The organism is Roseateles sp. FW305-36 (assembly GCF_058787015.1).
Window position 1 is genome coordinate 120,096 of record NZ_JBYSZK010000001.1, and the last position, 20,260, is coordinate 140,355.

14 protein-coding genes are annotated in these 20,260 nt (G+C 68.9%); 7 read left to right on the top strand and 7 right to left on the bottom strand.

Annotation, left to right across the window (positions count from 1 at the left end; all coding sequences use genetic code 11):
- The first annotated feature begins 26 nt into the window (after nucleotides 1-26).
- On the top strand, nucleotides 27-1,766 hold the full coding sequence (locus tag AC3WOE_RS00565) for a thiamine pyrophosphate-binding protein (protein ID WP_492687551.1): 1,740 nt from the start codon (nucleotides 27-29) through the stop codon (nucleotides 1,764-1,766).
- Nucleotides 1,759-1,974, top strand: coding sequence for an RNA-binding S4 domain-containing protein (locus AC3WOE_RS00570; RefSeq protein WP_492687552.1), 216 nt, complete (start codon nucleotides 1,759-1,761; stop codon nucleotides 1,972-1,974). The genes AC3WOE_RS00565 and AC3WOE_RS00570 overlap by 8 nt, the downstream gene beginning before the upstream one ends.
- A 52-nt stretch (nucleotides 1,975-2,026) precedes the next feature.
- On the opposite strand, the gene AC3WOE_RS00575 is transcribed toward AC3WOE_RS00570, so the two are convergent.
- The 3 genes from AC3WOE_RS00575 to mfd are packed head-to-tail and all read right to left on the bottom strand — an operon-like array spanning nucleotide 2,027 to nucleotide 6,983.
- Nucleotides 2,027-2,761 carry a substrate-binding periplasmic protein gene (locus tag AC3WOE_RS00575; protein WP_492687553.1) on the bottom strand — a complete coding sequence of 245 codons (735 nt, stop codon included), beginning with the start codon at nucleotides 2,759-2,761 and terminating at the stop codon, nucleotides 2,027-2,029.
- Nucleotides 2,758-3,468, bottom strand: coding sequence for a phosphoserine phosphatase SerB (serB, locus tag AC3WOE_RS00580; RefSeq protein ID WP_492687554.1), 711 nt, complete (start codon nucleotides 3,466-3,468; stop codon nucleotides 2,758-2,760). The genes AC3WOE_RS00575 and serB overlap by 4 nt, the downstream gene beginning before the upstream one ends.
- A 56-nt stretch (nucleotides 3,469-3,524) precedes the next feature.
- Nucleotides 3,525-6,983: a transcription-repair coupling factor gene (gene mfd / locus AC3WOE_RS00585; RefSeq protein ID WP_492687555.1), complete on the bottom strand. Its 3,459-nt coding sequence runs from the start codon at nucleotides 6,981-6,983 to the stop codon at nucleotides 3,525-3,527.
- Nucleotides 6,984-7,105: 122 nt separating this feature from the next.
- On the opposite strand from mfd, the gene AC3WOE_RS00590 reads away from it, so the two are divergent.
- From AC3WOE_RS00590 to AC3WOE_RS00610, 5 genes are all read left to right on the top strand, one after another.
- Nucleotides 7,106-8,878, top strand: a complete 1,773-nt coding sequence (locus AC3WOE_RS00590) for a DUF885 domain-containing protein (protein ID WP_492687556.1) — start codon at nucleotides 7,106-7,108, stop codon at nucleotides 8,876-8,878.
- Between the two features lie 123 nt (nucleotides 8,879-9,001).
- Nucleotides 9,002-9,508, top strand: coding sequence for a hypothetical protein (locus AC3WOE_RS00595; protein ID WP_492687557.1), 507 nt, complete (start codon nucleotides 9,002-9,004; stop codon nucleotides 9,506-9,508).
- A 236-nt stretch (nucleotides 9,509-9,744) separates the two neighbouring features.
- Nucleotides 9,745-11,091 carry an MFS transporter gene (locus AC3WOE_RS00600; protein ID WP_492687558.1) on the top strand — a complete coding sequence of 449 codons (1,347 nt, stop codon included), beginning with the start codon at nucleotides 9,745-9,747 and terminating at the stop codon, nucleotides 11,089-11,091.
- Nucleotides 11,069-12,898 carry an ATP-binding protein gene (locus AC3WOE_RS00605; protein ID WP_492687559.1) on the top strand — a complete coding sequence of 610 codons (1,830 nt, stop codon included), beginning with the start codon at nucleotides 11,069-11,071 and terminating at the stop codon, nucleotides 12,896-12,898. Before AC3WOE_RS00600 ends, AC3WOE_RS00605 begins: the two co-directional genes overlap by 23 nt.
- Nucleotides 12,885-14,246, top strand: a complete 1,362-nt coding sequence (locus tag AC3WOE_RS00610; protein ID WP_492687560.1) for a sigma-54-dependent transcriptional regulator — start codon at nucleotides 12,885-12,887, stop codon at nucleotides 14,244-14,246. Before AC3WOE_RS00605 ends, AC3WOE_RS00610 begins: the two co-directional genes overlap by 14 nt.
- Nucleotides 14,247-14,277: 31 nt before the next feature.
- On the opposite strand, the gene AC3WOE_RS00615 is transcribed toward AC3WOE_RS00610, so the two are convergent.
- From AC3WOE_RS00615 to AC3WOE_RS00630, 4 genes are read right to left on the bottom strand one after another with little or no spacing between them, the layout of a single operon-like run.
- The gene (locus AC3WOE_RS00615) at nucleotides 14,278-16,032 is read right to left on the bottom strand and encodes a sensor domain-containing protein (RefSeq protein ID WP_492687561.1); all 1,755 of its coding nucleotides are present in this window, start codon (nucleotides 16,030-16,032) and stop codon (nucleotides 14,278-14,280) included.
- Nucleotides 16,032-16,649, bottom strand: coding sequence for a chemotaxis protein CheX (locus tag AC3WOE_RS00620; protein ID WP_492687562.1), 618 nt, complete (start codon nucleotides 16,647-16,649; stop codon nucleotides 16,032-16,034). Before AC3WOE_RS00620 ends, AC3WOE_RS00615 begins: the two co-directional genes overlap by 1 nt.
- 9 nt (nucleotides 16,650-16,658) lie before the next feature.
- Nucleotides 16,659-17,039: a response regulator transcription factor gene (locus AC3WOE_RS00625; RefSeq protein ID WP_492687563.1), complete on the bottom strand. Its 381-nt coding sequence runs from the start codon at nucleotides 17,037-17,039 to the stop codon at nucleotides 16,659-16,661.
- Nucleotides 17,040-17,079: 40 nt separating this feature from the next.
- Nucleotides 17,080-20,253: a CusA/CzcA family heavy metal efflux RND transporter gene (locus AC3WOE_RS00630; RefSeq protein ID WP_492687564.1), complete on the bottom strand. Its 3,174-nt coding sequence runs from the start codon at nucleotides 20,251-20,253 to the stop codon at nucleotides 17,080-17,082.
- Nucleotides 20,254-20,260 lie beyond the last annotated feature (7 nt).

Below are 20,260 nucleotides of genomic sequence, written 5' to 3' on the forward strand. Positions count from 1 at the left end.
CCGGCGTCGCCAGCTACAGTTCCAACATGACTAGACAAGCTCAAACCTCCCGTCTGGCCGGCCACAAGCTGGTCGAGGCGCTGATCGCCCAGGGCGTCGACACGGCCTTCGGCGTGCCCGGCGAATCCTTCCTGGCCGTACTGGACGGCTTCCACGAATACGCCGACAAGATCCGCTTCGTCGCCTGCCGGCAGGAGGGCGGCGCCGCCTTCATGGCCGAAGCCCAGGGCAAGCTGACCGGGCGGCCCGGCATCTGCTTCGTGACCCGCGGCCCGGGCGCGACCAACGCCAGCATCGGCCTGCACACGGCCTTCCAGGATTCGACGCCGATGATCCTCTTCATCGGCCAGGTCGCCAGCGACCAGCGCGACCGCGAGGCCTTCCAGGAGGTCGACTACCGCCAGATGTTCGGCCCTGGCACCCTGGGCATGGCCAAGTGGGTGGGCGAGGTGCATGACGCCGAGCGCCTGCCCGAATACGTGGCCCGTGCCTTCCACACCGCCATGCAGGGCCGGCCCGGCCCCGTGGTGCTGGTGCTGCCCGAGGACATGCTGACCCAGCCGATCACGGCGCCCGTCGTCGCCCCCGCTCGGCCCGCTGAAGCGGCGCCGACGCCCGGCGCGCTGGCCGAGCTGCGTGAGCGCCTGGCGGCCGCCAAGAAGCCGCTGGTCATCGCCGGCGGCGGTGGCTGGACGCCCGAGGCCACGGCGGCCCTGCAGCATTTCGCCGAAGCCTGGGGCTTGCCCGTCGGCTGCGCCTTCCGCTTCCAGGACCTGTTCGACAACGTCCACCCCAACTACGCCGGCGACGTCGGCATCGGCATCAATCCCAAGCTGGCCGCGCGCGTCAAGGAGGCCGACCTCATCCTGGCCGTCGGCCCGCGCCTGGGCGAGATGACGACCGGCGGCTACACGTTGCTGCAGGCGCCGCGCCCCGCTCAAGCGCTCATCCACATCCATGCCGGCGCCGAGGAACTGGGCCGCGTGTACACCGGCGAGCTGCTGATCAACGCCAGCATGAGCCAGGCCGCGCCGGCCCTGGCCCTGTTGTCGCCGCCGGCCGACATCGCCTGGCGCGACTGGACGGCCGCGGCCAACGCCGACTACCGGGCCAACCTCGTGCCGGCGCCAGTGGCGCCGCTCGACATGGCCGAGGTCATCCACCTCATCGACGCCAAGCTGCCCGAAGGCACGATCTTCACCAACGGCGCCGGCAACTACAGTGGCTGGCTGCACCGCTTCCACCGCTACACGGGCCTGCACCGCTTCGGAAAGACCCAGCTCGCGCCGACGTCGGGCGCCATGGGCTATGGCGTTCCGGCGGCCGTCGCGGCGGCCCTGCTGCAGGACCGCTGGGTCGTCAACATCGCCGGCGACGGCGACTTCCTGATGACCGGCCAGGAGCTGGCCACGGCCACCGGCTATGGCGCGAAGAAGCTGCTCGTCGTCGTCGTCGACAACGGCACCTACGGCACCATCCGCATGCACCAGGAGCGCGAGTACCCGGGCCGCGTGGCGGGCAGCGACCTCTTCAATCCCGACTTCGCCAAGCTCGCCGAGGCCTTCGGCTTCGCGGCCTTCAAGGCCGACAGCACGGAGCAGGTCGGCCCGGCCCTGGATGCGGCCATCGCCGCCGGCAAGCCGGCCCTGCTGCATCTGCGCCTGTCCAGCGACGTCTCCACCTCGCGCAGCACGCTGACCGCCATCCGCGAATCCGCGGAGAAGGCGAAGAAGGCGAAGAAGGCGAAGAAGGCCCAGCATGCTTGAGCTGACGCTGCGCGGCGACTACATCGAGCTCGACAAGCTGCTCAAGGCCATGGGCCTGGTCGAGAGCGGCGGGCGGGCGCGGGCCCTGATCACGGCCGGCGAAGTCCGGGTCGACGGCCAGGTCGAGCTGCGCAAGACGGCCAAGATCCGTGCTGGCCAGATCGTCGCCTTCGGGGACGCCCAGGTGAGGGTGCTGGCGGCCGGTTGAGGATCTCGCGGCGGTCCGGTCATTGCCGCGGTCGACAACCGAAGGTGCCGCCTCAGCGGTAGCGCGCCAGCATGCGAGCGACGCTGCCGTCGCGCACGAGGAGGTCCAGCACCGAGGCCACCTCGGGGAAGGGCACGCCCGAGCGGGGCGAGAAGGCGCAGCGCGCATCGAAGCGGTCGATGACCCAGGCGATGCGCACCGGCGCATCCGGCTGCTCGTGCAGGAAATATTGCAGCGAGGTCTTCTCCACGAGGGCGTAGCGCAGCTTGCCGGCGGCCAGGCGGCGCAGATTGGCTGCCATGCTGGGCACGTCGGCGCGCTTGAACGATTTGCCCAGGGCATGTTCAACGCGCGAGTAGTTGTAGCCCTGCACGGTGCCGAGCGGCTGGCCGGCCAGTTGCTCCAGCGTCCTGAGGGCCGGCGCATCGGCGTGGGCGGCGACCAGGCTGGCGTCGGGAATGAGGCCGCGCGTCCAGCGGAAATCGCCCTGCAGCCATTCGGGCAGCACGAAGCAGACCGCGTCGGCCTCGCCGGCGAGCAGGGCGGCACTGACCTGCTTGCCCGCCATCGGGATGAAGCGGGCCTGCCGGTCGAGGCCGGTGGCGATCAGTTCGCCCAAATCCTTGGCGATGCCGCCGACGAGCTGGCCCTTGGCATCGAAGTCGGCGATGGGCAGCGCGTTGTTGGTCGCCGCGACAAAGCGCAGCGGGGGCAGCGGGGGCGTCGACTGCGCCGCCGCCGTGCTGGTGAGCACGGTGGCCAGCAGCAGCGCCGCCAGCCGCTTCACGGCTGAAGCAGCTCCAGCAAGCGCGCCAAGCCGCCCTCGTTGATGGCGATGCGGGCCTGTTCGCGCACCTTGGGCTTGGCGTGATAGGCCACCGACAGGCCGGCAGCGCCCATCATCGGTAGGTCGTTGGCGCCGTCGCCGACGGCTATTGATCGGTCGGGCCGGCAGCCGATGGTTTCGCAGCACTGCAGCAGCATCAGCCGTTTCTGCTCGCCGTCGCAGATGTCGCCCCAGTCCTGCATGACGACGCGGCCGGTGAGGTTGCCGCCTTCGATCTCCAGTTCGTTGCTGCGCACGAAGTCCATGCCCAGCTCGGCCGCCACGAAGCGCGTGAAGAAGGTGAAGCCGCCGGAGACGAGCACCAGCTTGAGCCCGGCTGCCTTCAGCGCCGCGCAAAGTTCGCGGGCGCCGGGGTTGAATGTGAGTCGCTCGGCCAGCACACGGTCCAGCACGCCGGCCGGCACGCCGGCGAGGAGGGCGAGACGCCGGCGCAGGCTGTCCTTGAAGTCGGTGATCTCGCCGCGCATCGCGGCTTCGGTGATGGCGGCGACCTCGCTCCCCTTGCCCGCCAACGCGGCGATCTCGTCGATGCACTCGATGCTGATCAGCGTCGAGTCCATGTCGAAGGCAGCGAGCTTGAAATGCGAAAGCGGCGGCAGCGCGGGGCCGTCGCGCAGGACGAGGCCTTCAGAGGCAGGGGAGGTCACGGGTTCGGGATAGGGCGGGCCATCGATGCCCGCATTATCCCGGTGTGCCCGGTTTCCTAGCTTGCCTTGATGGGCTGGCCCAGCAGCCTCAGCACCTCGCGCACGGCCTGGGCGCGGTCCTGCGGGCTGCTGAGCGCCTTCTCGACCCGCAGCTTCTCGTTGCCCACCAGCTTGATGTTGCGGTTCTTCTGCACCAGCTCGATGACGCGCATCGGGTCGATGGGCGGGTCCTTGCGAAAGTTGATGTTGATGAGGGCCGGCGACGCATCGATCTTGCTGACGCCATAGGGCTTGGCCAGCACGCGCAGGCGATGCAGGTCGAAAAGGGTCTGGCCCTGGTTGGGCAGCTTGCCGAAGCGGTCGGTGATCTCTTCCAGCATCGAGTCGATCTGCTCGTTCTTCTCGGCCGTGGCCAGGCGCTTGTAGAGGGACAGCCGCACCTGCACGTCGCCGCAATAGGCGTCGGGCAGCAGGGCCGGGGCGTGCAGGTTGATCTCGGTGGTGGCCGCAAACGGCGACAGCAGATCGGGTTCACGCCCGGCCTTCAGCGCGCGCACGGCCTCGCTCAGCATGTCGTTGTAGAGCTGGAAACCGACTTCCATCATGTTGCCGCTCTGGTTGTCGCCCAGCACCTCGCCGGCGCCGCGGATCTCCAGGTCGTGCATGGCGAGGTAGAAGCCCGAGCCCAGCTCCTCCATGGCCTGGATGGCGTCCAGGCGCTGGGTGGCCTGCTTGGTCAGGCCCTGCATGTCGGGCACCATCAGGTAGGCATAGGCCTGGTGATGGCTGCGGCCGACGCGGCCGCGCAGCTGGTGCAGCTGGGCCAGACCGAACTTGTCGGCGCGGGCAATGATGATGGTGTTGGCGCTCGGCACGTCGATGCCGGTCTCGATGATGGTGGAGCACAGCAGCAGGTTGTGCTTGCCGGCGACGAACTCGCGCATGACCCGCTCCAGTTCGCGCTCGGGCATCTGGCCGTGGGCGATGACGATGCGCGCCTCGGGGACGAGTTCCTCCAGCTTCTGGCGCCGGTTCTCGATGGTCTCGACCTCGTTGTGCAGGAAGTAGACCTGGCCGCCGCGCTTCAGTTCGCGCAGCACGGCCTCGCGGATGGTGCCGCTGCTCTCGGCGCGGACAAAGGTCTTGATGGCCAGGCGGCGCTGCGGCGCGGTGGCGATGACGGAGAGATCGCGCAGGCCTTCCAGCGCCATGCCCAGCGTCCGCGGGATGGGCGTGGCCGTCAGCGTCAGCACGTCGACCTCGGCCCTAATGGCCTTCATGGCCTCCTTGTGGCGCACGCCGAAGCGATGCTCCTCGTCGATGACCAGGAGGCCCAGGCGGTTGAACTTGACCTCGGCGGACAGCAGCTTGTGCGTGCCGACGACGATGTCCAGCGTGCCGTCGGCAATGCCCTCCATCGCCGCCTTGATCTCCTTGGCCGAGCGGAAGCGGCTCATCTCCGCGACCTTGATGGGCCAGGCGCCGAAGCGGTCGGAGATGTTCTGGTAATGCTGCTCGGCCAGCAGCGTGGTCGGTGCCAGGATGGCGACCTGCTTGCCGCCCATGACGGCGACGAAGGCCGCGCGCAGCGCCACCTCGGTCTTGCCGAAACCCACGTCGCCGCAGACCAGGCGGTCCATGGGTTTCGGCGAAATCATGTCCTGGATGACGGCGTGGATGGCGGCGCGCTGGTCGGGCGTCTCCTCGAAGCCGAAGCTCGCGGCGAAGGCCTCGTAGTCATGACCCGAGTAGCGGAAAGCATGTCCTTCGCGAGCGGCGCGGCGGGCGTAGAGGTTGAGCAGCTCGGCGGCTGTGTCCCGCACCTGCTCGGCGGCCTTGCGCTTGGCCTTTTCCCACTGGCCCGAGCCCAGTTTGTGCAGCGGCGCTTCCTCGGGCGACACGCCGGTGTAGCGGCCGATCAGGTGCAGTTGCGCCACCGGCACATAGAGGGTGGCCTTGTCGGCGTATTCCAGGTGCAGGAACTCGCTTTTTTCGCCGTCGCCGAGGTCGATGTTGACGAGGCCCTGGTAGCGCCCGATGCCATGGTTGATGTGCACGACCGGGTCGCCGACCTTCAGTTCGGACAGGTCCTTGATCAGCGCATTGACGTCGCTGACCTGCTCCTGCTTGCGGCGGCGGCGCGTGGTGGGCGTCGTCGCGAACAGCTCGGTCTCGGTGATGAGCTGGACCGGGCGCTCGGCGTCGACCCAGAAGAAGCCCGCGGCCAGCGGCGCGGCGGTGATGGCGTATTTCTCGCCGCCTTCCCAGAACTCGGCGAGGCTGGCCACCGAGGGCGGGTCGATCTTGTGGTCGCGCAACTGCTCCAGCAGGCTCTCGCGGCGTCCTTCGCTTTCGGCCAGCAGCAGCACGCGGTGGGGCGTGGCCTTGATATGGGCTTCCAGCCGCGCCATCGGTTCTTGGGTGCCGCGCTCGACGCTGACGTCGGGCAGGGGGCGGGCGAAGTCCACCGGTTCATTGCCGCGCACCGACAGCACGGCATGCGGCTTGGTCAGGCCGAAGAAGTCCTCGGCCGTCAGGAAGATTTCCTGGGGTGGCAGCAGCGGCCGCTCGGGGTCGTGCTGCAGGAAGCGGTGCCGCTCCTTGGTGTCGGTCCAGAAGCGCTGGATGGCCTCGTCGACCTCGCCGTGCAGGGCCAGGCCCGCTTCGCCGCCGAGGTAGTCGAAGACGGTGGCCGTCTGCTCGAAGAAGACCGGCAGGTAGTACTCGATGCCGCCCGAGGCGATGCCGTCGCCGATGTCGCGGTAGATGCGCGACTTGCTCGGGTCGCCTTCCATCTTCTCGCGCCAGCGGTTGCGAAAGGCCTTGCGCGCCACCTCGTCCATCGGGAACTCGCGGCCGGGCAGCAGGCGCACCTCGGGCACGGGGTAGAGGCTGCGCTGGCTGTCGGGGTCGAAGGTGCGGATGGAGTCGACCTCGTCGCCGAACAGGTCGACGCGGTAGGGCACGGCCGAGCCCATGGGGAAGAGGTCGATGAGGCCGCCGCGCACGGCGTATTCGCCGGGCTGCACGACCTGGCTGACGTTGGTGTAGCCGGCCAGGGTCAGTTGCGAGCGCAAGGAGTTTTCATCCAGGCGCTGCTTCTGCTTGAAGTTGAAAGTGGTGCCGGCCAGGAAGCTGGGCGGCGCCAGGCGGGCCAGCGCCGTGGATGCCGGCATCAGCACCACGTCGATGCTCTTCGTCTTTTTGCTTTGCAGCAGTTCCCACAGCGTGGCCAAGCGCTCGGAGATCAGGTCCTGGTGGGGGCTGAAGCTGTCGTAGGGCAGGGTTTCCCAGTCGGGGAAGACGGCGACCTTGAGCTCGGGGGCGAAGAACTTCAGCTCATCTTCCAGGCGCTGGGTGTCGCCGGGCTCGGCCGTGAAGATGGCGGCCAGGCGGCCGGCGTCGCGCTGCTGCTGCACGAAGCGGGCGAGCAGCAGGGCGTCGGCCGAGCCGAGGGGGCGGGAGTGGGTGAACTTCTTGCCCGGCGCAATGGCGGGCAGCGAGGGCAGCGTCATGGGGCTCTACAAACGACAACAGCCCCGCAAGGGCGGGGCTCGGGCAAATTGTAGGCAAGCCATGTCCTTTGGGCTGTCAGCAGGGGCCTCGCTAGCATCGCGACTCTTCAACCGGAGATTCCATGCGCCGTCGTCACGCCCTGAGCCTGCTGGCCACCAGCCTCGCCCTCAGCCTGCCTGCCTTTGCCGCCTCGACCGAGAGCCAACGCTTCCACCAGTGGCTGGACGCCCAGTGGGAACTGACCCTGCAGCGCCAGCCCATCCTGGCCACGTCGCTCGGCGATCCACGCTACAACGACCGCCTCGTCGACACGACGACGGCCGCCTATCGGGCCCAGGCCAAGCGCGAGCTCCAGCAGACGCTGAAGGAGCTCGGCGGCTTCATCAAGGATCAGCTCGACCCCAAGGACCGCGTCTCCTTCAGCATGCTCAAGCTCGACCTCGAGCAGAGCCTGGCCGGCGAGCGCTTCCCCGACTGGATGCAGCCCATCAGCCAGATCGGCGGCATGCCCAGCTTCCTGGCCCAGATGGGCACGGGCCAGTCCATCCAGCCCTTCAAGACCACCAAGGACTACGACGACTGGCTCAAGCGCCTGGCCCTGGCCGTGCCGCTGTTCGACGGCAATATCGCGAACATGCGCGACGGCTTGAAAGCCGGCGTGACCCAGCCCAAGGCCGTCATGGAAAAGGTGCTGCCGCAGCTGCAGGCGTTTGCGGTGGATGACCCGGAGAAGAGCCTGTTCTGGGGCCCGATCAAGAATTTCCCCGAGGCCGTGCCGGCCGCCGACCGCGAACGCATCACCGCCGACATGCGCAAGCTGCTGTCGACCCAGGTGCTGCCCGCCTACGGCCGCCTGCTGGCCTTCGTGCGCGACGAGTACACGCCCAAGGCGCGCAAGACGACGGCCTGGTCGGCCCTGCCCGACGGCAAGGCCTGGTATGCCTACCGCGTGCAGCAGTCGACGACGCTGAAGCTGTCGCCTGACCAGATCCACGCCATCGGCCTGAAGGAGGTCGCGCGCATCCTGGGCGAGATGGAGGGCGTGCGCAAGCAGGTCGGCTTCCAGGGCGACCTGCCGGCCTTTTTCAAGTACCTTCAGGACGACCCCAAGTTCTACTTCAGCAAGCCCGAGGACCTGCTCGCCGGCTACCGCGACCTGCAGAAGAAGATCAACGGCCTGACGCCCAAGCTTTTCGACATCCAGCCCAAGGCCGACTACGAGGTCCGCGAGGTCGAGGCCTTCCGCGCCGAGAGCGCCGCGGGCGGGTCCTACCAGAGCCCGTCCAGCGACGGCTCGCGCCCGGGCGTCTTCTACGTCAACACCTTCAACCTGAAGGCCCAGCCCATCTTCGGCATGGAGACCCTGTCCCTGCACGAGGCCTCGCCGGGCCATCACTTCCAGATCTCCATCGCCCAGGAAGACCAGACCCTGCCCAAGTTCCGCCGCTACGGCAGCAACTACACGGCCTATGTCGAGGGCTGGGCGCTGTATGCCGAGAGCCTGGGCAAGGAGCTGGGCCTCTTCACCGACCCCTACCAGTGGTATGGCCGTCTGTCCGACGAGCAGCTGCGCGCCATGCGCCTGGTGGTGGACACCGGTCTGCATGCCAAGGGCTGGACGCGTGAGCGGGCCATCAAATACATGCTGGACAACTCGTCCATGGCCGAGAGCGACGTCGTCTCCGAGGTCGAGCGCTACATCGTCTGGCCCGGCCAGGCCCTGGGCTACAAGATCGGCCAGCTGGAGATCACCAAGCTGCGCGCCGAGGCCGCCGCCGCCCTGGGTGACAGGTTCGACGTCAAGGGCTTCCACCGCGTCGTGCTGACGGCCGGCCAGGTGCCCCTGCCGGTGCTGCGCGAGCTGGTCATGGACTGGGTCAAGTCCAGGCGCTGACGCGTCCGTCGGTCGGCCCTGCGGCCTGTCCCCGCCGCCGTGCAGCCCGTCGCGGGGCGGTCGCGGCCCGCGGGGGCGGCGCCTAACCTGAGCGCATTCGACAACAACGCTCAGGAGATCTCGATGAACCAGCGCCGCATCCTCGCCGGACTCGCCCTCGTGCTGGCCGCGTCAAGCGCCCTGGCCGGCGACGGCAAGGAATTCAGCATGGGCATTCAGGGCAATGCCCGCACCGAGGCGGCCGACGTCGGCCTGCCCGTCTACGCCGGCGCCGTGCCCTACAAGGAAAGCGCCGACGACAAGTCAGGCGTGAGCTTCGGTGCCTGGGCCGGCGGCTTCGGCCTGAAGATCCACGCGCTGAAGTTCCGCAGTGCCGCCGCTCCCGAGCGCGTCGCGGCCTTCTACGTGAAGGCCCTGGGCCGCTACGGCGAGGTGCTGGACTGCCGCGAGCCGGCCAACCGCATCAAGCCGCCCAAGGATTCGGACAAGCTCAGCTGCGAGGAAAGCGCGCCCAAGGCCGGCGCGCTGGAGTACCGCGTCGGCACGGCCAAGAGCTTTCGCGTCGTCAGCGTGAAGCCCGACGGCGAGGGCAGCCGCTTCGACATGGCGAGCATTGACCTGAAGTTCTGAGCTCGGACCGAGGACAGGCCCTGCGTGCCTGTCTGACGCCTGACGAAGGACGAGCGGCCTACCAGCCGCTCGGCATGACGGCGGATATCCGCCGCTGGCGGCCGCCTGATCCGCCTCGACGGCGCAAATCCGCCGGTGGCCGAGCCGGTGCAACGCGCCTTCCCCTGGGGCGGGAGGGTGCACAGGCCTGGCACACAAGCTGCTCATCCTGGGGCACACAACCCACAGGAGACAGCATGTCCGCGATCTTTCCTCCGGTGTCCTCGGCGCAGCCCGCGGTGGCGCCGGACCGCATCGAGCTCAAACGACTGAAGGCCATCTTCGTCGGCTCCATCGGCAACCTCGTCGAGTGGTACGACTTCTACTGCTACGCTGCCTTCTCGCTCTACTTCTCGGCGTCCTTCTTCCCCTCGTCGGACCCGGTGGCCCAGTCCATGTCCACCGCGGCCATCTTCGCTTTAGGCTTCTTCGTGCGGCCCATCGGCGGCCTGCTGTTCGGCTATCTCGGTGACCGTCACGGTCGTCGCAAGGCCCTGATGGCCTCGGTGCTGCTGATGTGCGGCGGCTCGTTGCTGATCGCCTGCGCGCCCACCTATGCCTCCGCCGGTGTCTGGGCGCCCGCCATCCTGCTGATCGCCCGCCTGCTGCAAGGCCTCAGCCTGGGCGGCGAGTACGGCTCCAGCGCCACCTATCTGTCCGAGATGGCCACGTCCAAGCACCGCGGCTTCTATTCCAGCTTCCAGTACGTGACGCTGATCGGCGGCCAGCTGACGGCCCTGGTCGTGCTGCTGGTGCTGCAGAACTTCCTGCTCAACCCTGCCGAATTGAAGGCCTGGGGCTGGCGCATCCCCTTCATCTTCGGCGCCTTCCTCGCCGTCGTCGCCCTGGTCATGCGCTCCGACCTGCCGGAGACCCAGGCCTTCGAGGCGCAGCGCAACAAGCAGGGCCAGGACCGCATGGGCGGCTTCAAGCTGCTGATGCAGCATCCGCGCGAATGCCTGATCGTCATCGGCCTGACCATGGGCGGCACGCTGGCCTTCTATGTCTACACGACCTATATGCAGAAGTTCCTGAAGCTGTCGGTCGGCCTCACGGACGCGCAGACGACGGCCGTCTCCGCCGCCAGCCTGGTGTTCGCGGCGATGCTGCAGCCCGTCTACGGCGCGCTGTCCGACCGCATCGGCCGCAAGCCGCTGCTGCTGGGCTTTGCCGTGCTGGGCACGCTGTTCACGGTGCCGCTGCTGAGCGCCATCCGTCATGCCCAGGGTCCCTGGGAAGCCTTCGGCCTGATCGCCTGCGCCTGGCTCATCGTCAGCGGCTACACCTCCATCAATGCCGTCGTGAAGGCCGAACTCTTCCCGGCCTCCATCCGCGCCACCGGTGTCGGCGTACCTTATGCGATCGCGGTCTCGGTCTTCGGCGGCAGTGCCGAATACGTGGCGCTGTGGTTCAAGCAGCAGGGCATGGAGAGCGGCTTCTATTGGTACGCTACCGCGGTGATCGCCTGCTCGCTGTTCGTCTATCTGTTGATGCGTGACACGCGCCGGCATTCCCGGATCGATGCGGAAGCCGCCAGTCACTGAAGCCTCAGCCCGTCGCCTGCGGCGCAGCCTGGCGCTGCTGGCGCTTGTCGTTCTGGGCGGCGCCGCCGTCGGCTACGCGGCCTGGCGGCTGTCGCTGGACCTGGCCCTGGCCCAGACCCGCGACGACGCCCAGCGCCATCTGCGTTTCGTCGCCCACGAGCTGACCAGCACGCTGGACAAATACGAGGCCCTGCCGCAGGTGCTGGCCCGGCACCCGGCCCTGTCGGCCCTGCTGGCCGAGCCGACCTCGAAGGCGCGCACTGCCGAGGTCAACGCACTGCTGGAAGGCGTCGCGCAGGACGCGTCGGCTGCCGCCATCTTCCTGATCGATGCCCAGGGCCTGACGCTGGCCGCCAGCAACTGGCGCGGCACCCAGACCTTTGTCGGCCAGAACTATGCCTACCGGCCTTATTTTCGCGACGCGATGGCCCGCGGCGGCGGGCATTTCTATGCGCGCGGCTCGACGACGGGAACGCCGGGCTATTTCATCGCCCACCGCCTGAACGGTCCGGCCGCGGGGGTCGTCGTGCTCAAGGTCTCGCTGGACGAGATGGAGGCCAACTGGGCTCGCAGTGCCGGCGATCTGATGCTGGCGGATGCGCGTGGCGTCGTCTTCCTCGCCAGCCGGCCGGAGTGGAAGTACCGCACGCTGCAACCGCTGTCGCCGGCCGAACGCGCCGAGCTGCATGACACGCAGCAATACGGCGACCTGCCGCTGACACCACTGGCTCGCGAAGCTTCGCGCCTGTCGAGCGAGTTGCGCGTCGAGCGAGTCGGCAGGCTGCGCGCCCTCGTCACCGAGCAGCCTGTGGAAGGCCGTGGCTGGCGGCTGCTGTCCTTCACCGAGATCCGCGGCGCCGAGCAGATCGCCGCCGGCCGCGCCTGGGCCGCGGCGCTGGCCTGGGTATCGCTGCTGCTGCTGCTGGCCTATCTGCAACTGCGCCGCCGCCGCGCCCGCGAGCGCCTGGCCGCCCAGGGCGAGCTGAGGGCGGCCTACGACAGCCTGGAGACCCGCATCGCCGAACGCACCCAGGAGCTGCAGGCCCGCGTCGACGAACTGCACCGCACCGAGCAGACGCTGCGCGCGACCCAGGACGAGCTGGTGCAGGCCGGCAAGCTCGCCGTGCTGGGTCAGATGGCGGCCAGCATCACCCACGAGATCAACCAGCCCCTGGCCGCGCTGCGGGCGCTGAACGACAACGCCCGCGTCTTCCTGGAGCGCGGCATGCAGGCCGACGCCGAAGGCAATCTGGAGGCCATCGACGCGCTCACCCAGCGCATCGCCGCCATCGTGGCCCAGCTCAAGGGCTTTGCGCGGCGCGACGAGCTGCGCGTGCAACCGGTGTCGGTGGCCACGGCCTTCCAGGCTGCGGTGGCCCTGGTCAGCGCCGAGGCGCGCCGGCAGCGCGTGACGCTGGACTGCCCGCCGCTGCCCGAGGGCCTGGCTGTGCTGGGCCAGCAGGTGCGCATCGAACAGGTGCTGGTCAACCTGCTGCGCAACGGCATCGACGCCAGCGCCGAGAAGGGCGGTGGCACTGTCACGCTGCAGGCCGAGGTCGAGGGCGATCAGGCGCTGCTGCGCGTGACGGACGACGGCCCCGGCTTGAGCGATGAGGTGCTCGCCCGTCTCTTCGAACCCTTCTTCACCACCAAGCGCCGCGGCGACGGGCTGGGCCTGGGCCTGTCCATCTCGGCGTCCATCGCCAACGCGCTGGGTGGCTCGCTGCAGGGCGCCAACCGTGCCGAAGGCGGCGCCCGGTTCACGCTGCGGCTGCCCATCACACAATCCCGGTATGGGCCCGACTGATTCCACCGATGTGCTGCTCGTCGAGGACGACGAGCATGTGCGCCTGGCGACGACCCAGAGCCTGCGCCTGGCCGGCCTGTTGACTCACGGCGTCGACTCTGCCGAGGCTGCCCGGGCCTGGCTCAAGCCCGGCTTTGCCGGCGTCGTCGTCTGCGATGTGCAGCTGCCCGGCGACAGCGGCCTGCAGCTGCTGCACGCGCTGAAGGAGCTGGACCCCGAGCTGCCCGTCGTCCTCGTCACCGGCCACGGCGACATCGGCATGGCCGTGGAAGCCATGCGCGACGGCGCCTGGGACTTCATCGAGAAACCCTTCTCGGCCGAACATCTCGTCGAGGTCGTGCGCCGCGCCCTGGCCCAGCGCCGCCTGGTGCTGGAGAACCGCCGGCTGAAGGCACAGCTGGGTGGCGGCCCGGCCGATGGCCTGCTCGGCGCCAGCCCGGCCATGGAGCAGTTGCGCACGCTGATCCATACGCTGGGCCCGGCGCGTGTGGATGTGCTCATCCACGGCGAGACCGGCGCCGGCAAGGAAGTCGTCGCGCGCGCCCTGCATGCCGCCAGCGGCGCGCGCGGGGCCTTCGTCGCCATCAACTGCGGCGCGCTGCCGGAGAGCGTCTTCGAGTCGGAGATTTTCGGCGCCGAGGCCGGGGCCTACACGGGCGCCAACAAGCGCCGCATCGGCAAGCTGGAGTTCGCCGCCGACGGCACGGTCTTCCTCGACGAGATCGAGTCCATGCCTCTGGCCCTGCAGGTCAAGATGCTGCGCGTGCTGCAGGAGCGCAGCGTCGAGCGCCTGGGTGCCAACACGGCCGTGCCGCTGGCCTGCCGCGTCGTCGCGGCGACCAAGGTCGACCTGCTGGCCCTGGCCAGGGAAGGGCGTTTCCGCGAGGACCTGTTCTACCGCCTGGACGTGGCCAGCCTGGTGCTGCCGCCGCTGCGCCAGCGCCGCGAGGACATCCCGCTGCTGCTGAGCCACTTCTGTGCCCAGGCCGCCGAGCGCCTGCAGCGTCCCGTGCCCGCCTGGACCGCCGCCCAGCTGGCTGCCTGGGCAGCGCGCGACTGGCCCGGCAATGTGCGCGAGCTGCGCAACTTTGCCGAGCGTTGGGTGCTGGGCCTGGTCGGCGATGCAGCGCCCGTCGCTGTGCCCGTTTTCAGCGGACCCGCGGCCCTGCCCGAGGCGCCGCTGGACGAAGCCCTGGCGGCTGTCGAGCGGCAATGGATCGTGCAGGCCCTGCAGGAGAGCGGCGGCAATATCGCCAAGGCCGGCGAACGCCTGGGCCTGGCGCGCAAGACCCTGCACGACCGCATCCGCCGACTGGGCCTGGACGCCGACGCATACCGGGGGATGTAGGGCCCCTGGGTGTTGCAGGCGGGGCTACCGCTCAGGCCGGCTGGTTGCGGCCGCGGGCCGCGCGGTCGGCGCGCTTCGCGGCGTACATGGCGGCGTCGGCGTCGCGCAGCAGCGCATCGGTGTCGCGGCCCGCGCCCAGGTAGAGCGTCCAGCCGATACTGGCGCTGCCACGGTGGCGGATGGCCCCGAACACATAGTCGTCGCCGAGGCCCTGGCGCAACTTGCCGGCCACTGCCTGCACGGCGGCTTCGGCCTCCTCGGCCGTGCCGCCGAGCTCCTCCAGGCTGACGACGAATTCGTCGCCGCCCAGCCGGGCCACCGTGTCGGTGTCGCGCAGGGCCACGCGCAGGCGCCGGGCTGCCTCGACCAGCAGCTGGTCACCCACGGCATGGCCGTAGTTGTCGTTGACGAACTTGAAGTGGTTCAGGTCCAGGAACATCAGGGCGCCGAACTGCTGGTGGCGATGGCTGCGCAGCACCGCCTTGTCCAGCAGCTCGATCAGCAGGCGCCGGTTGGGCAGGCCTGTGAGGGTGTCGATGAAGGCCAACTGGCGCACGCGCTCCTCGCTGCGCTTGAGCGCGCTGACATCGGTCAGGCCCATCGCGACCTCGGAGATGTGGCCCTCGGTGTCGAAGATCGGGAAGGCGTCGCAGTTCAGCCAGATCGGTGCCTGCGAATCGCCATGCTGGATGGAGAACAGCAAGTTGCGCAGCGGCGCGCCGGTGCGCAGCACCTCCTCGCGCGGGAAGGCGCTGGAGGGCAGCAGCGAGCCGTCCGGAAGGTGGCAACGCAGCACGCGGTCCATGCGTTCGGCGCTGACGATCTGATCCGTGGTCACGCCCAGCTGGGCACAGGCCGTCTGGTTGGCGAAGATCAGCTCGCCGTCGGGCTTGCGCACGATCACACCGACCGGAATGTTGCCCATCAGGTGGCGAAAGCGCTGCTCAGCAGCGTGCCGCGCGGCCTCGGCCGTCTTGCGGCGGGTCACGTCCAGGTGGGTGCCGGCCAGGCTCAGGGCCACGCCGGCTTCGTCCCGCCCCACGACGCGGGCGCGGCTGTGAATCCAGACCCAGCTGCCGTCCTTGTGGCGCATGCGGAATTCCTGGTCGAACTGTTCCCGCTCGCCCTGGATCACCCGCAGGCTGGCGGCCTCGCTCGGACCCACGTCATCGGGGTGCACCAGGCGGCGCCACAGGTCGACCCGCAGCTCGCCGAGCTCTGCGAGCTGGTAGCCCAGCATCTCGGCCCAGCGCTCGTTTAGCTCCAGCTGGTCGGTGCGCAGATCCCATTCCCAGGCGCCCGCGCCGGTGGCTTCCAGCACGTTGTGCAGGCGCTGCCGCTGCGTGCCCAGCGCCTGCTGCTCGCGCTTCAACGCGCGCTCCTTGGCCACCGCCGCTGACACGTCGGTGATCTCGACCAGCGTCCTGCGCTCGCCCTTGGTGCCCAGTGGTGCCACCCGGATCAGCTGCTGCAGGCGCTCGCCGCGTGCGGCCGCCGCGGCGTCGGCGAACAGCGGCAGCGAGGTCGGGTTCAGCGAACTGGACAGCATGGCAGCCATGCCCTGGCTGCGGGCGGCCTGCACGGCCGCCGGCAGGCGCCCGGCCAGCATTGCCGGGAAGGCTTCGGCCAGGGTCTGGCCGATCAGCTCGGACGCGCTCCGCTGCGCGCGCTGGCACAGCCACAGGTTGAGCGCTTCGATGCGGTCCTCGCCGTCCAGCAGCAGCAGCCCGAGTTGCAGGCGGTCAGCCAGGCCGGCCGGCCAGGCTGCGCGCGTCGTGTCCGGCATCAGGACAGCCCTTGCAGGAATTCAGCCAGCCGCAGCCGCAGCCCGTGCGTCGAGCTCAAGTCGAGCAGGAAGGCCAGATAGCCGTGGATGCAACGCGAGCTCAGTTCGAAGTCGATCTGCAGCACCAGCACCGAGCTGTCGTGACCCTCGGCCTGGGCCTGCGCGCCGAAGAGGCGGTCGCTCGACACCACGTCCACGGCGGGCAGGGAGCCGTCGAACTCCAGGCTCAGCATCTCGCCCAGCCTGGCCACGACCGCGTTCAGGATCACATTGCCGATCTCGGCCATGGCCTCCTGCTCCATCTCGGTCAGGTGCTCCAGGCCCATCTCGTCGCCCACCATCATGCGCACCAGCTCCAGGCTGTTGCGCTCCGGGAACATCAGGATGGCTTCGGTGCTGACCTCGCCGCTGTAGGTCTGGCGCACGGCACACAGCGGCTGCGCCGGGCCGCCGGTGATGTGGCCGCCGGCGTCGGCCGGCGAGCAGAAATGGATGCGTGGTACCGACAGCAGCACCGACTCGCGCACCATCTGGCTCAGCACGTCCGCCGCCGCCCCCACGCCGACATTGAAGATCTCGACCAGCGCGTCGCGCTCGATGTCGGTCATGCTGTCCATGTGGCGGCCTCAGGCCAGGAAGATCTGGTTCACCTGCTCCAGCGAGCCATCGGTGACGGGCTTGCTGACGAACTGCACATGCAACTGCCGCGCGAGTTCGCGGCTGCTCTCCTGGATGTTGGCGGTCAGCATGCAGATCCGCGTGCGGTCGTTCAGCGCCAGGATCTTCTCGGCCGCCTCGAAGCCGCTGATGCCCGGCATGTTGACGTCGAGGGTGACGAAATCCGGCCGCTCGGCGCTGACCTGCGCGATCGCCTCGTCGCCGTTCTGCGCTTCGAGAAGCGTCCAGCCCGGCTGGCGTTTGGCGAAGAACGTCCGGATCATCATGCGCGAGACCCGGCTGTCGTCGACGATCAGGAGCTTGCGAACGGGCGTGGCGGCATCGGACATGGAAAGGCGCTTTCTGACGACGGTAAGCAGGGAAATTTCACTATAGCAACCCCTCGGCGATCAGATCTGATGGTTGACTGTCCCGGTCAGCGCCGCGCTCGCGGTGAGCCCAGCGATAGAGCAGGGGCAGCACCAGCAGGGTCAGCGCCGTCGACGACAGGATGCCGCCGATGACGACGGTGGCCAGTGGTCGTTGCACCTCGGCGCCCGTGCCCGTCGCGATGGCCATGGGCACGAAGCCGAGGGACGCGACCAGGGCCGTCATCAGCACCGGCCGCAGTCGGGTCAGCGCGCCTTCCCAGAGGGCGTCATCCAAGCTCTTGCCTTCCTCGCGCAGGCCGCGGATGAAGGACAGCATGACCAGGCCGTTGAGCACCGCGACGCCGGACAGCGCAATGAAGCCGACCGCCGCCGAGATCGACAGCGGGATGCCCCGCAGCCACAGGGCCAGCACGCCGCCGGTGAGCGCAAAGGGGATGCCCGTGAACACCAGCAGCCCGTCCCTGACATTGCCGAACATGGTGAAGAGCAGCGCGAACACCAGGCCCAGCGCCAGCGGCACGACGAGCTGCAGGCGCTGTGATGCCGACTGCAATTGCTCGAAGCTGCCGCCCCAGGCCGTCCAGTAGCCCGTCGGGATCGGTACGCTGGCAATCGCCACCTGCGCATCGGCCACGAAGGAGCCGAGGTCGCGGCCGGTCACATTGGCACTCACCACCACGCGGCGCTTGCCGTTCTCGCGCGAGACCTGGTTCGGACCCGGCGCGACGTCAAACGTCGCCAGCTCGCCCAGCGGGATGTACGCCGCTCGACCTTCGCCGCCGCTCTTCGGCAAAGGGATGGGCAGGCGCTTGAGGGCCTCGACGTCCTGGCGCACCTCGTCGGGCAGGCGCACGAGGATGTCGAAGCGCCGGTCGCCCTGGAAGAAGGTGCCGGCCTCACGACCGCCGACGGCCGTTGCCACCGCCTCCTGCACTTCGGTCATGTTCAGGCCGTAGCGCGCGGCCTTGGCCCGGTCGATGTTGACCGACAGCATGGACAGGCCCGTCGTCTGCTCGACCTTGACCTCGGTGGCGCCCGCCACCTTCTGCAGCGTCGCGGCCATCTTGTTGGCCGTCTCATTGAGCACATCGTTGTCGTCGCCGAAGACCTTGACGGCCACGTCCGAGCGCACGCCGCTGATCAGCTCGTTGAAGCGCAGCTGGATGGGCTGGGAGAACTCGTAGTTGCTGCCCGGCAGCTTGGCGGCTTCCTCGCGGATGGCCGCCAGAAGCTGGTCGCGCGTCTTGCGCGGCTCGGGCCACTGGTCCATCGGTTTGAGCATGATGTAGCCGTCGCTGATATTGGGCGGCATCGGGTCGGCCGCGATCTCGTCCGTGCCGGTGCGGGCGAAGATGCGCTCGATCTCGGGAAACTTGCTCTTCAGCGCTGCCTCGAGCTGCTTCTGCATCGCCACCGACTGCGTCAGGCTGGTGCCGGGAATGCGCAGGGCCTGGATGGCGAAGTCGCCCTCGTTGAGCTTGGGCACGAATTCGCTGCCCAGCCTGGTCGCCACGACGACGGACAGGGCCACCATGACGGCCGCGAAGGTCATCACGACGGGCGCGTTGCCCAGCGTCGCCTTCAGCGCCCGCTCGTAGACGCGCCTGGCCCAGGCCATCAGGCGGTTTTCCTTCTCCGTCACGCGCTCGCCGATGAAGAGGGCCACGGCGGCGGGGACGAAGGTCACCGACAGCAGCATGGCGCCCAGCAGGGCCAGCAGCACCGTGTAGGCCATGGGATGGAACATCTTGCCCTCCACGCCGGTGAGGGCCAGCATGGGCAGATAGACCACCATGATGATGAGCTGGCCGAACAGCAGCGGCCGGCGCGCCTCCTTGGCGGCTGCGAACACCTCTTGGAAGCGCTCGGCGCGCGTCAGCGCTCGGCCGTGCAGGGCCTGAAGATGGGCGAGGCGCCTCACCGCGTTCTCGATGATGACCACGGCCCCGTCGACGATGATGCCGAAGTCCAGCGCGCCCAGGCTCATCAGGTTGGCACTGATGCCATAACGGACCATGCCCGTGAAGGTGAACAGCATGGACAGCGGGATGACCAGGGCCGTGATCAGCGCCGCGCGGACGTTGCCTAGGAAGGCGAACAGCACGGCGATGACGAGCAGGGCGCCTTCGACCAGGTTCTTCTGCACGGTGCGGATGGCTCTGTCGACCAGCGTCGTGCGGTCGTAGACGGTGACGGCCTTGACGCCGGCGGGCAGCGTCTTGTTGATGGCCTCCATCTGCCGGTCGACGGCGCGCGAGACGGCGCGGCTGTTCTCGCCCGTCAGCATGAAGACCGTTCCCAGCACGACCTCCTCACCGTTTTCGGTGGCGGCCCCGGTGCGCAGCTCGCGACCCAGCTCCACGGTCGCCACGTCGCGAACGCGGATGGGCTGGCCTTGGGCCGTGCCGATGATGACGTCGGCGATGTCCTCGACGGACCGGAGCTGGCCCGGCGCACGCACCAGGTATTGCTCGCCGCGCCTCTCGATGTAGCCGGCGCCGAGGTTGGCGTTGTTCTTCTCCAGCGCGTTGACGACGTCGGCCAGGCTCAGCCCGAAGGCGCCGAGGCGTTCGAGGTTGGGCGCCACGACGTACTGCTTGGCAAAGCCGCCGATGGCGTTGATCTCGGTGACGCCGGGCACATGGCGCAGCTGCGGCTTGACGACCCAGTCCTGGATCTCGCGCAGGTCGGTGGGCGTGTAGGCCGTGCCGTCGGCCTTCTTCGCGTCCTTCGCGGCTTCGACGGTCCACAGATAGATCTCGCCGAGGCCGGTGGAGATGGGGCCCATGCTCGGCATCACGCCGGCCGGCAGTCGCTCGCGCGCCTCCTGCAGGCGCTGGTTGACGAGCTGGCGCGCGAAATGGATGTCGGTGCCCTCCCTGAAGATGACGGTGACCTGGGACAGGCCATAGCGCGACAGCGAGCGCGTCTGCTCCAGCCCCGGCAGGCCGGCCATGACGGTCTCGATGGGGTAGGTGACGCGCTGCTCCGTCTCCAGCGGCGAATAGCCGGGAGCCGCGCTGTTGACGACGACCTGGACATTGGAGATGTCGACGACGGCGTCGATGGGCAGCCTGGTGTAGCTGTAGGCGCCAAGGCCGGCCATGGCCAGCACGGCCAGCATGACCCCCCAGCGCTGGGCGATGCAGAAGCGGATGAGACGTTCAAACATGCTTCCC

Coding starts and splice junctions, on each gene's coding strand:
- AC3WOE_RS00565 (WP_492687551.1), top strand. CDS start 27: ATGACTAGACAAGCTCAAACCTCCCGTCTGGCCGGCCACAAGCTGGTC.
- AC3WOE_RS00570 (WP_492687552.1), top strand. CDS start 1,759: ATGCTTGAGCTGACGCTGCGCGGCGACTACATCGAGCTCGACAAGCTG.
- mfd (WP_492687555.1), bottom strand. CDS start 6,983: ATGACGCTGCCCTCGCTGCCCGCCATTGCGCCGGGCAAGAAGTTCACC.
- AC3WOE_RS00590 (WP_492687556.1), top strand. CDS start 7,106: ATGCGCCGTCGTCACGCCCTGAGCCTGCTGGCCACCAGCCTCGCCCTC.
- AC3WOE_RS00595 (WP_492687557.1), top strand. CDS start 9,002: ATGAACCAGCGCCGCATCCTCGCCGGACTCGCCCTCGTGCTGGCCGCG.
- AC3WOE_RS00600 (WP_492687558.1), top strand. CDS start 9,745: ATGTCCGCGATCTTTCCTCCGGTGTCCTCGGCGCAGCCCGCGGTGGCG.
- AC3WOE_RS00605 (WP_492687559.1), top strand. CDS start 11,069: ATGCGGAAGCCGCCAGTCACTGAAGCCTCAGCCCGTCGCCTGCGGCGC.
- AC3WOE_RS00610 (WP_492687560.1), top strand. CDS start 12,885: ATGGGCCCGACTGATTCCACCGATGTGCTGCTCGTCGAGGACGACGAG.
- AC3WOE_RS00615 (WP_492687561.1), bottom strand. CDS start 16,032: ATGCCGGACACGACGCGCGCAGCCTGGCCGGCCGGCCTGGCTGACCGC.
- AC3WOE_RS00620 (WP_492687562.1), bottom strand. CDS start 16,649: ATGGACAGCATGACCGACATCGAGCGCGACGCGCTGGTCGAGATCTTC.
- AC3WOE_RS00625 (WP_492687563.1), bottom strand. CDS start 17,039: ATGTCCGATGCCGCCACGCCCGTTCGCAAGCTCCTGATCGTCGACGAC.
- AC3WOE_RS00630 (WP_492687564.1), bottom strand. CDS start 20,253: ATGTTTGAACGTCTCATCCGCTTCTGCATCGCCCAGCGCTGGGGGGTC.